The organism is Pseudoalteromonas sp. SG41-1 (assembly GCF_014164575.1).
GTDB lineage: Bacteria > Pseudomonadota > Gammaproteobacteria > Enterobacterales > Alteromonadaceae > Pseudoalteromonas > Pseudoalteromonas rhizosphaerae.
The window spans coordinates 15,299-26,193 of the sequence record NZ_JACJFL010000053.1 but is presented as its reverse complement, the minus strand read 5'-3'; the positions used below and the strand labels follow the sequence as shown (position 1 = coordinate 26,193).

General features: G+C 41.7%; 9 protein-coding genes and 4 tRNA genes. 9 read left to right on the top strand and 4 right to left on the bottom strand.

Annotated features, from left to right (window positions below; all coding sequences use genetic code 11):
* Positions 1-39: 39 nt before the first annotated feature.
* From H5203_RS19815 to H5203_RS19805, 3 genes are all read right to left on the bottom strand, one after another.
* The gene (locus H5203_RS19815; protein WP_145242734.1) at positions 40-2,196 is read right to left on the bottom strand and encodes an ATP-binding protein; all 2,157 of its coding nucleotides are present in this window, start codon (positions 2,194-2,196) and stop codon (positions 40-42) included.
* Positions 2,197-2,330: 134 nt separating this feature from the next.
* Complete coding sequence (locus H5203_RS19810) at positions 2,331-2,987, bottom strand: response regulator transcription factor (protein ID WP_145242736.1); 657 nt, start codon at positions 2,985-2,987, stop codon at positions 2,331-2,333.
* A 228-nt stretch (positions 2,988-3,215) separates the two neighbouring features.
* On the bottom strand, positions 3,216-3,587 hold the full coding sequence (locus tag H5203_RS19805; protein ID WP_145242738.1) for a histidine triad nucleotide-binding protein: 372 nt from the start codon (positions 3,585-3,587) through the stop codon (positions 3,216-3,218).
* An 89-nt stretch (positions 3,588-3,676) separates the two neighbouring features.
* Between H5203_RS19805 and H5203_RS19800 the strand changes: the two genes are divergently transcribed.
* The gene (locus tag H5203_RS19800) at positions 3,677-4,309 is read left to right on the top strand and encodes a DUF2057 family protein (RefSeq protein WP_182735853.1); all 633 of its coding nucleotides are present in this window, start codon (positions 3,677-3,679) and stop codon (positions 4,307-4,309) included.
* A 66-nt stretch (positions 4,310-4,375) separates the two neighbouring features.
* Here H5203_RS19800 and H5203_RS19795 read toward each other — a convergent pair whose 3' ends face one another.
* On the bottom strand, positions 4,376-6,220 hold the full coding sequence (locus H5203_RS19795; protein WP_145242742.1) for a M1 family metallopeptidase: 1,845 nt from the start codon (positions 6,218-6,220) through the stop codon (positions 4,376-4,378).
* A 143-nt stretch (positions 6,221-6,363) separates the two neighbouring features.
* Between H5203_RS19795 and murB the strand changes: the two genes are divergently transcribed.
* From murB to tuf, 8 genes are all read left to right on the top strand, one after another.
* Entirely contained in the window at positions 6,364-7,374 is a 1,011-nt protein-coding gene (murB, locus tag H5203_RS19790; protein WP_182759049.1) for a UDP-N-acetylmuramate dehydrogenase, read from the top strand.
* The gene (gene birA, locus H5203_RS19785) at positions 7,371-8,363 is read left to right on the top strand and encodes a bifunctional biotin--[acetyl-CoA-carboxylase] ligase/biotin operon repressor BirA (RefSeq protein ID WP_149983335.1); all 993 of its coding nucleotides are present in this window, start codon (positions 7,371-7,373) and stop codon (positions 8,361-8,363) included. The genes murB and birA overlap by 4 nt, the downstream gene beginning before the upstream one ends.
* Positions 8,360-9,055, top strand: a complete 696-nt coding sequence (locus H5203_RS19780; RefSeq protein ID WP_182735854.1) for a type III pantothenate kinase — start codon at positions 8,360-8,362, stop codon at positions 9,053-9,055. The genes birA and H5203_RS19780 overlap by 4 nt, the downstream gene beginning before the upstream one ends.
* Before the next feature lie 120 nt (positions 9,056-9,175).
* Positions 9,176-9,251, top strand: a tRNA-Thr gene (locus H5203_RS19775).
* A 39-nt stretch (positions 9,252-9,290) separates the two neighbouring features.
* Positions 9,291-9,375, top strand: a tRNA-Tyr gene (locus H5203_RS19770).
* A gap of 45 nt (positions 9,376-9,420) precedes the next feature.
* Positions 9,421-9,495: transfer RNA gene (locus tag H5203_RS19765), tRNA-Gly, on the top strand.
* A gap of 12 nt (positions 9,496-9,507) precedes the next feature.
* Positions 9,508-9,583 (top strand) — tRNA-Thr (locus H5203_RS19760).
* A 134-nt stretch (positions 9,584-9,717) separates the two neighbouring features.
* On the top strand, positions 9,718-10,895 hold a 1,178-nt coding region (gene tuf / locus H5203_RS19755), incomplete at its 3' end, for an elongation factor Tu (protein WP_145238308.1).

Below are 10,895 nucleotides of genomic sequence, written 5' to 3'. Positions count from 1 at the left end.
CAACTCGCCAACTCGCCAACTCGCCAACTCGCCAATTCGTCAACTCATCTGCTCCCTGACATACTTTAAATACTGCTCAAGGCTATTTTGCCATAACACCAATGCTTCTGTGAGTGACTCTTTAAGCGGTTTGTTGTCGAGTAAGCGTCGTTCTATTTTTTTTAACTCTATGCCGTAGCGGTTAAAACCGAGTTGTAAAGCGGTGCTTGCTTGGCGATGGAGCAGCTTAATACATTGTTCTTTATCTTCGTCTAATAATTGTTGAGCACGGATCAGCTTGTTGCGTGCGGATAATACAAACTCGTTGTAAATAGACGAAATCTCGTCTTCACTAAAAGAGCTTTTTAATGTGTCTGCTGCGGTATTGTCATATAAAACATCACTCAGCTCAACGGCAATACTGGGTGCATGGCTGCTTTGTGAATCACTTAATGCTTGGCGTAATTTTTGTTGTTTAATTGGTTTACCAACAATGTCTTTTATTCCTAATGAGAAATACTCTTTGATTTCGTCAGGGCTTAAACTGGCAGTAAAGGCGAGTACTGGGGTACGTTGATTTTTATGCTCCATACCTTTGAGGGTTTTAAGTACTTCTTGGCCAGTCAGATCTGGCAGGTTCATGTCTAATAGCACAACATCAAAGTGGTACTCTTGCATCAGGTTAATAGCACTTTTACCATCGCGGGCGAGCTTGATTTTATGCTCATCATCAGCCATAAATTCTATGGCTATTTTTTGATTTAAATCTAAATCCTCGACCAGTAATACATCTAGTCCAGTTAAATAATCTTTTGATTGATGGCGCTGTTCAACAAGGCTGAGTTCGCCAAGCACAAGCGTGATATCAAAGCTAAACGAACTGCCTTTATCTAACTCACTGGTAATATCAAGTTGGGAGCCCAGTTTGGCTAGTAGGCGGCTGGTGATAGCAAGCCCTAGGCCTGTTCCGCCTTTTTCTTTACCTGCGCTACTTTGTACGTATGGCTCTGTAAGGTATTCTATTTCATCATCTTCAATGCCAGGCCCCGAGTCAATTACACTAATACGAATATGATGTTCAAGTTGGCGCTCCTCTAATAACTCTACGCGAATTTTAACTTCACCTTTGTCGGTAAATTTAATCGCATTACCAACGAGGTTAATGATGATTTGCCGAAGTTTTTGTTGGTCGCAGTAATAACAAGCTTGCTCTGGGAGGTTATAAATTAACTCAAACTTTAAGCGTTTCTGCTCGGCTAATGGACTAAGTAATAAACATAAGTTATGCAACCAAGTTTTAAATTCTACGTCCTCTTCATAAAGTGCTTCGTTGTGTTGGTCAAGGCTTGCGTAATCAAGCACTTTATCCACTAACAAGTTAAGTGATTCGGCGGAGTTTATAATGGCTTCGCAATAAGGTTTGTCTCGCGGGTCTGTTGATTGATTTAAGATCAATTGCGCACTACCTAAAATACCATTAAGGGGAGTGCGAATTTCATGACTAATGGTAGATAAAAATAAGCCTCTTATTTCAAGATCTTTTTGCGCTTTATTAGTTAACTGATTGAGGTTTTGCTCTCTGCGCTCGTTACATAATAACGCCATCCCGGTGGTATAAAACATTGGGGCGATCACGCCATTAACCAGTAAGGTCACGCTAAACCAGTTTTCTTTTAACAGTGTGAAATTGTTAACATCTTCCATTAAAAAAGCGCGACCGACAAAAATACAGCTAATAATGGTCAGGATCAAAATATAGACAATGCTGCCATTGGGGTAGGGCTTACGGGCAAAGCGAATAAATAAGTACAGTAAAAACAGTGCTTCGCTTATATGCTGTAAATCAGAGGCCAGCATACGATTACGAAGGTTAGAATCAACTACGGTAAAGTACATTAGCAATGCTCCGCAAAACAAGGTTGCTAATACAAAAAACCGAAACTCTTTGCCGCGGTAACCTAAAAATTGGCTGATTGCTAATGCATGGATGATGGACGCGCTAAACCATAAACTATTAGCAAGAACAATAGTGATAATGCTATCGAGACGACCGTGTAAGGCAAAGCTCATTAGAGCAATAAATAGCACTAAAGGATAAAGAATATATAACACTGTGCCTGGAGTGTTTTTGTTGGCGCGCCAAGTTAAAAAGTTGAGTAGTGCCATGACGACCATCATGGCGGCACTGGCAGAGTAGAGCGTGAGGGAGTCGAGCATTCATATTCCAAGCAGATCAGGATGACGAGTTTAGAATAATGGCAATTGCATTTGTTAGCAAATATCGCGCTCTAGAATAAACAAAAAAACAGGCACAAAGTACCTGTTTTAATATTAAAATAAGAGTTACTAGATTAGCGAATTTCGTCCGGAATATTTTGTTGTGCCCACGATAATAATTCAATACGATTACGACATTTTGTCTTTCTAAATGCGCTGTATAAATGAGTTTTTACAGTGTGTGGACTAATGCTTAACGCTTCAGCTATTTCCTTATTTTTAGAGCCGTTACTCATTAAGGAGATAATTGCTTTTTCGCGTTTAGTTAATTTTACAGGTTCAATATCACCGTCAGTGAGCTTATGTAATGCGTCTTTATTGAACTGCAACATACGGTTTAATGCGTTACACATGATATCACGACGATACCACAGCTGATCTTCGAGTAATAAACGAATGCCTTTCATTAGCACATCAGCATTGTCGGTAGTATAAAAAACACCCCGAATACCGCTTAACAATGCACGATTAGCTAGTTCTGGATTTTCGTCTAAGTTGAATAATACGATATCGCACTTAATACGTAGATTGACCAATTGCTCTTTCAATTTCCCCCAAGCGTCTTGGCTTGATGTTTCGATAAACAATAAACGCGTTCCCTCAGGAACGTCAGATATATTTGTTCCGGTAGTAACATTGAGCCCTTGGGTTTTTAATAAAGGCTCTAATACATTAATACCAATTGTATTAATTGGCTCTAGATCTAGTAACAAAAAGGCAGAACTACTCATACTTACTATACTCTTGAATAAAGTTGACTAATCAATCCTAACATGCAATCCGCCCCTTTAGTATTAGAAATTTCCTACTTTAGGGTAAGATAGACATAGTTTTATAACGTTTATCGTATTCGTCATAAAAGATACATTTAAAAAACTTTGTAACAATTTGAAATTAATAGCAAATAACATTTTCTTTCAAAGTTAATTTTTTTTTACAAATATTTACAGTTAAGCCGTTTAAAGTAAACCTTTAGTCTTATTTTGGTAAGGTGGCCACCCCATTATTTTACCTGCTAGCATATGTAAATGGATATGATAAACAGTTTGCCCGCCATGTTCATTGCAATTCATTACCACGCGGAAACCATCCTCTGCAAAGCCTTGTTGTTTCGCTATTTTTGCAGCAACCACATACAGGTGGCCAACAATTGGCGCATCTTGCTCGGTAATATCATTGATGGTCGCAATCGCTTTTTTCGGGATAATCAGCACGTGAAAAGGGGCTTGTGGGTTGATATCTCTAAACGCTAAACTAAGCTCATCTTCGTAGATGATATCAGCTGGGATCTCGCGGTTAATAATTTTAGTAAAAATAGTTTCTTGGCTCATTTAAAGGGCTCTTTGTCGGTTGTACTAAAGTCACTAATGACAAACTTTGCCTGCAGTGTCAAACTGAAATCAAACAACAAGGAGCTATTATGCGTAAACATTTATTATTAAGCGGTATTGTGTCATTATTTTTGAGTGCGACAAGCGTGGCCGAAACCGTCAATTTTCCTGAAGAAATAGTGCCATTACAAGTGGGCGATAAGAAAATTGAGCATTCATTTTTCAACCGTGTTGATGAAGTCGAGCTGGTTCCTGGCGTATATCAGCTCAAACTTAAATACACCGATTTGTACGAGCAAGGTTACGATGAGCATCAAGTTATCGACTCAGAACCATTTTGGGTGACGATGACCATTGCTGCCAATACAGATTATGATGTGGTGTTTAACCGTGCTGATAATGCGGTAGCAGCAGAAGTTTTTGCAGAAGCGCCACAAGTGAGCTTACAAGCAAAAGGGGCGTCATTAGGCACGCCGCTAGCCATTATAGCTGAGCCCGATTTGACAAGTAGTATTAACTCTCAAGTTGCGACAGTGCAAGTAGCACCAACAGCAGCAACCAGAGCTGCACCGATGGCTGCTAATTTACAAGCTCCAGTTTCTCGCCCTGCACCTAATGCAGGTAATGCGCCTAGTGCTGCCGCCATGTTAGATTTTTGGTGGCAACAAGCCAGTGCTCAAGAGCGGCAAGCTTTCATTGATAAAGTCACTAAAAATAAATAGCACTGATTAAAATAGATAGCAAAAAGGGCGAATAAATCGCCCTTTTTAATTTTCGTTATTTAGCTATTACTTAGCAAACAAGTCGTCAATAGTACCTTGCGCAAGTGGGTGGTAGCCCGGGCGCGCTTTTAGGTATACTTCATGTGCCCATTCACGTTTACCATTAGTAATCAGAGCTTTGTATAGCGGCACGATTAATTTGCGACGGCCAATACCTGATAAGTGTTTATCAAGTGCTGGATAGATAGGTTGATAGCCATTGCCAACCGCAAGCATAAACCAAGCAAAAGCACGCTCTGCGTTAGTTGATTGTGTAAGGTTGAACTCGCTGTCTAGCATCGCCATTTTATCTAGGCTTAAATCACGTGGTAAGTTATTTAAAAAGTGTAACCACTCATGCACAGTCCAATTTGCCGTAGGAAGTTGTGCGGCAGTTGTGTCACCTTTTAACCATGCTGCTGTTGCACTATCTACTTTATCGAATGCATCTGAGGTTGGGTTTGGTGCATCGCTCGGTAAGCCAGGCTGAAAAATCCACTCGTTTACTTTATCCATGCTAACAACACCTGGATACTGTTCAATTAAGTTCGTTTTTAAGTAAGTAACAAACTCTGCGGTGGTCAAAGATTTGAATGAAAACTCTTTAAAATAGGCTTTTACAAATGGGTCGAACTTGTCGCGACCATACTTGTTTTCAAGGTAAATTAAGAATAGCTGGCCTTTAGTATATGGCACTGAGCTGAATGCATCGTCCGGATCGCGGCCATTAAGTTTTAAGTTAAGGCGAGTATCTGGCGCTGCAATAGTTTTAAGTTGAGCACGCAGGCCCGCAGCGTCAAGCGCTTGCTCCATAACCGCACGGTCACGACCATAAACTTCTTCCATAATACGGTTTTCAACGTACGAGGTAAAACCTTCATTCAGCCATAAGTCTTCCCATGTAGCATTGGTTACTAAGTTGCCAGACCAAGAGTGAGCAAGCTCATGAGCGATTAAGTTAACTAAGCTTTTATCGCCAGCAACAACCGTTGGAGTGATAAACGACAGACGTGGATTCTCCATGCCACCGAAAGGAAAGCTCGGCGGTAACATTAAGAGGTCATAACGGCCCCAAGCATATTCACCATACATGGTACTTGTTTTATCGATCATCGCTTGCGTGTCTTCAAATTCAGCAACTGATGCATCTAAAATGGTTGGTTCAGCAAAAATGCCGGTTTGGCGTGACATAGCTTTAAATTCTAGATTACCAGCGCCAATCGCAATTAAGTAAGGAGAGATTGCTTGAGGCATATCAAAAATGTAATCGCCATCTTTATAAAGTGCATCTTTGTTGTCGGCACTCATCACCGCACGAACATCTTTAGGTGTATGAATACGTGCCGAGTAAGTTACACGCATCGCTGGTGTATCTTGTACTGGGATCCAACTACGAGCATGAATTGCTTGCGATTGGCTGTACATAAACGGATGAGTTTTACTGGCTGTTTGCTCAGGTGTTAACCATTGTAAGCCTGATGCTTCTGGGCGGCTATTGTAGTAAATGCGTACTTTTGCTGCTTGGTTTTTAAAAGTAATAGTTAACTTTGAGCCTTTAACATCATCACGTGCAGCAAGGGTAAATTTTGCTTTATGCCAGCCTCCAGTTTGATCTTGATACATTACTTTATCAATATCTAAGTCACGGGTATCAAGTACCAATGTTTTGCTGTCGGCATTTTGCCATTGTAACGTATGCTCAACAAAACCTTCTAACTGCTTGTCAGCAAAATCAACGTCTAAATCAAGATTTAAGTGTGTAGTAATAACATCATCAAGATTAGCATAGGAATTTTGATCAATGGCACTGGCCATTGCTTGAGAGCACATACCTGCCATAGCGAGGCTTAAAAAAAGCGGTTTAAGTTTCATATTGACCCTGGACGGAAATAAAAAGTGCAGGTTTTATATCATGATTGACCATCAGGGTTGAGCAATTTTTACAATCTGATGCGCGTTTTGCGACGATAGGTTACACTATTGCGATTAGTGACGATTAACCTTTGGGGCATTTTGTGGCTCTTTCTTTGCAAGCTTTTCATACATTTTCTTTACCGAGCCAGTGTTCACAACTGTGCGAAATAACTGACCTTACACAATTACAGCTACTGACGTTTGATAGCCCTTTTTGCATTTTAGGTGAAGGTAGTAACACGGTATTTTTAAGCGATTATCAAGGCACTGTAATTAAAATGGCGACTACCGGTATCGCCATCATTGAACGCGACAATGATTACTTACTTGAAGTTGCTGCAGGAGAAAACTGGCATCAGCTTGTTGCATATACGCTCAAACAAGGGATGCCTGGGCTTGAAAATCTTGCTTTGATCCCCGGTACAGTTGGCGCAGCACCGGTACAAAATATTGGTGCCTATGGTGTAGAGCTGGCAAAATTTATTGAATACGTAGAATATTTTGATATCGCCACTAAGCAGCTCATCCGCCTTAGTTGTCAACAATGCGAGTTTGGCTATCGAGAGTCTATTTTTAAGCATCAATTAGAAAATAAAGCAGTGATCACTTGCGTTGCATTGGCATTACCAAAACTTTGGCAGCCAGAGTTAAGCTATGGTCCTTTACAGCAGCTTGAGTCGGTAACGGCGCAGACGGTTTTTGAGCAAGTGATTAAAACTCGTAACAGCAAATTACCGGATCCTTACATACTTGCCAATGCCGGAAGCTTTTTTAAAAACCCAATTATAGAAAACCAGTTACTTAGCGAATTGCTCGTCGCGTATCCGCAGTTGCCTCATTATTACTATGATGAACACCACCATAAAGTAGCTGCCGGTTGGTTAATAGAACAAGCAGGGTTAAAAGGGTACCGTATCGCAGGAATTGAAGTGCATCAGCAACAAGCGTTAGTTTTAGTTAATCATGGTGGCAGTGAAGGCAGTGACCTAATTAAAATGATTCAACATATCCAGCAGCAAATATGGCAACGTTATCAAATAAGCTTACAGCATGAAGTTCGCTTGATGAATAATGATACTGAATGCCATATCGGTTTAGGGGAGTTAGCATGAAGGCGCCGGATGGTAATAAATTAGCAATCTTAAATGCGCTCAATCAGGGGGGCTTTATCTCTGGGCAATTACTTGGTGAGCAACTTGGCATTAGTCGCGCCGCAGTGAGTAAACATATGCAAAGTTTACAAGCGATGGGGCTGGATATTTTTAAAGTTAGCGGTAAGGGTTATAGCCTTAATAACTCCGTGGGCTTGTTAGAGCAAAATAAGATCCAGCAATATTATCAAGGCTTGAACGCCAGTACGGCACATATCGAAGTGCATCCGATCATTGATTCGACCAACAGTGAGTTAATGCGCCGTATTGCGGCTAAACAAACACTAGATTCAGGCACTGTCGTCGTCGCGGAAATGCAGCAAGCAGGGCGTGGGCGACGCGGACGCGTTTGGCAGTCTCCATTTGGTGCGAACTTGTATTATAGTTATTTCTGGCGCTTAGATGACGGGCTGCAAGCCGCAATGGGTATGTCTATCGCTGTAGGCTTAGCTGTTTACGATACGTTAAAAGCACTGTATCAGTTAGATATTGAACTCAAGTGGCCAAACGATATTTATCTTAATAAAGAAAAGCTCGCAGGTGTTTTGGTCGAATTAGATGGTCAGCCACAAGGACCATGTCAGCTCGTAATAGGCATTGGTATTAATTTGCAAATGCCCACAAGCTACAGCCAGCAAATCGACCAAGCGTGGACTGATTTGAGCCAACATAGCCAACAGATTGATAAAAATCAGCTGGTGGCACATTTAACATACCACCTTGAGCAACGATTAGCGCAGTACAGTCAAACTGGCTTGCATGACATGTATCAGCAGTGGAACGAACTCAACGCCTTTGCAGGACAGTGTGTGGAGTTAAATACTGGGCATAGAAGCTGGCGTGGTATCTGTGAAGGCATAGATCCACAAGGTGGTATTCGTATTCGCCAAGATGGTGAGGTTAAAAGCTATTACGGTGGTGAAATTTCACTACGCAAGGCAGTTCAATGAGATTATTAATCGATGTAGGTAATACAGCACTTAAAGCAGCGCTATGCCAGCAAGGCGAAATCAAGCCGTGTGATGTTAGTGCGCTACCTTGGCGGAAAATTAACGAGCTGGTTTATGCAAGTGTTGGTAAAAATGAGCAACTCAATGGGCTATTAGCACAAGCATTGGCATTTCAGGTGCCATGTTTTGAAGCGAAAGTGACTAAACAATTGAGTAACCTTAGCTGTGCGTATCAACAATTTAGTAATTTAGGTATTGATCGCTGGCTTGGTTTAATTGCTGCTTTTCAATTATGGCCGCAACAAGATTGCATCGTGATAGACACAGGCACAGCCACAACAATTGATGTACTTACAGCACAAGGACAACATTTGGGTGGCTGGATATTACCTGGCCTTGATCTCATGACACGCTCATTAACACAGAATACGCAGCGTGTTTTTGATGATGCCAACACGCCTTTTGCGAATGAGCTGGGTGTAAACACACCTAATGGTTTAAAAAATGGCGCGCTAGTGGCAACCTTAGGGGCTGTTGAACAAGCAAAATTACATTTAACCAATAAAAAACCTCAACTAATTTTTGCTGGTGGCTATGGTGCATTATTGAAAGCGCAATTTTTAGACGCGATTTATGATCCGCAATTAGTGATGAAGGGGCTCAATTACTGGTATGAATTGAGCAAAAATTAACAAAAACAGGCTGTTTTGCCTGATTTGTGAGCGTTCGGCACATAAAATCACATTTTTTTTAATTTTCTTGTTGCATCACCACCAACCTTCCTCTAATATCTCGCCCCGTACTAAAGCAGTGCCGACTTAGCTCAGCTGGTAGAGCAACTGACTTGTAATCAGTAGGTCAACCGTTCGACTCGGTTAGTCGGCACCACTTTCCTTTTACCGAAAGTGTTTAGTAAAGAATTATCGTGGAGGGGTTCCCGAGCGGCCAAAGGGATCAGACTGTAAATCTGACGGCTCAGCCTTCGCTGGTTCGAATCCAGCTCCCTCCACCACTTTATTCTTGACGGTTAGAGGTAGTTTAAGAACAGGTTGCTAACGCGGGCATCGTATAATGGCTATTACCTCAGCCTTCCAAGCTGATGATGCGGGTTCGATTCCCGCTGCCCGCTCCAGTTTCTGGTGTTGCTGATATAGCTCAGTTGGTAGAGCGCACCCTTGGTAAGGGTGAGGTCGGCAGTTCAACTCTGCCTATCAGCACCAGTCTTAGAATCTTCTTGATTACTTCCTTTATCTGTCAGAAAATACTATTTGAAATTTGAAAAATTTAACTTAATCTACCTCTGGTGGATTATTTTCATATGTAATCTAGATACACAAAACTGATAGGTTCCGTCATGGCAAAAGCAAAGTTTGAACGCGTAAAACCGCACGTAAACGTAGGTACAATCGGCCACGTTGACCACGGTAAAACTACCCTAACTGCAGCAATCACTAACGTACTTGCAAAAGTATACGGCGGTGTTGCTAAAGATTTCGCATCAATCGATAACGCTCCAGAAGAGCGCGAGCGCGGTATCACAATCTCAACTTCACACGTTGAATACGATACGCCTACTCGTCACTACGCACACGTAGATTGTCCTGGACACGCCGATTATGTTAAAAACATGATCACTGGTGCTGCTCAAATGGACGGCGCTATCCTTGTTGTTGCTGCGACTGATGGCCCTATGCCACAAACGCGTGAGCACATCCTTCTTTCTCGTCAAGTTGGCGTTCCTTACATCATCGTATTCATGAACAAATGTGACATGGTTGATGACGAAGAGCTACTTGAACTAGTAGAAATGGAAGTTCGTGAACTTCTTTCTGAGTACGATTTCCCAGGTGATGACTTACCACTAATCGCTGGTTCTGCGCTTAAAGCGTTAGAAGGCGAGAAAGAGTGGGAAGACAAGATCATTGAGCTTGCAGACGCACTTGATTCTTACATCCCAGAGCCAGAGCGTGACATCGATAAGCCATTCATCATGCCTATCGAAGATGTTTTCTCAATCCAAGGTCGTGGTACTGTTGTAACTGGTCGTGTTGAAGCTGGTATCATCCGCATTAATGACGAAGTAGAAATTGTTGGTATCAACGATACAACTAAATCTACTTGTACTGGTGTTGAAATGTTCCGTAAACTACTTGACGAAGGTCGTGCTGGTGAGAACATTGGTGCACTTCTACGTGGTACTAAACGTGAAGACGTTGAACGTGGTCAAGTACTAGCTAAGCCTGGTTCAATCAACCCACATACAACATTCACTTCAGAAGTATACGTACTTTCTAAAGATGAAGGTGGTCGTCATACTCCATTCTTCAAAGGTTACCGTCCACAGTTCTACTTCCGTACAACTGACGTAACTGGTGACGTACAGTTACCAGATGGCGTAGAAATGGTAATGCCTGGCGATAACGTTAAGATGACTGTAAAGTTAATCTCTCCAATCGCAATGGATGAAGGTCTACGTTTCGCAATCCGCGAAGGTGGCCGTACTGTAGGTGCTGGTGTAGTAGCAACTATCGT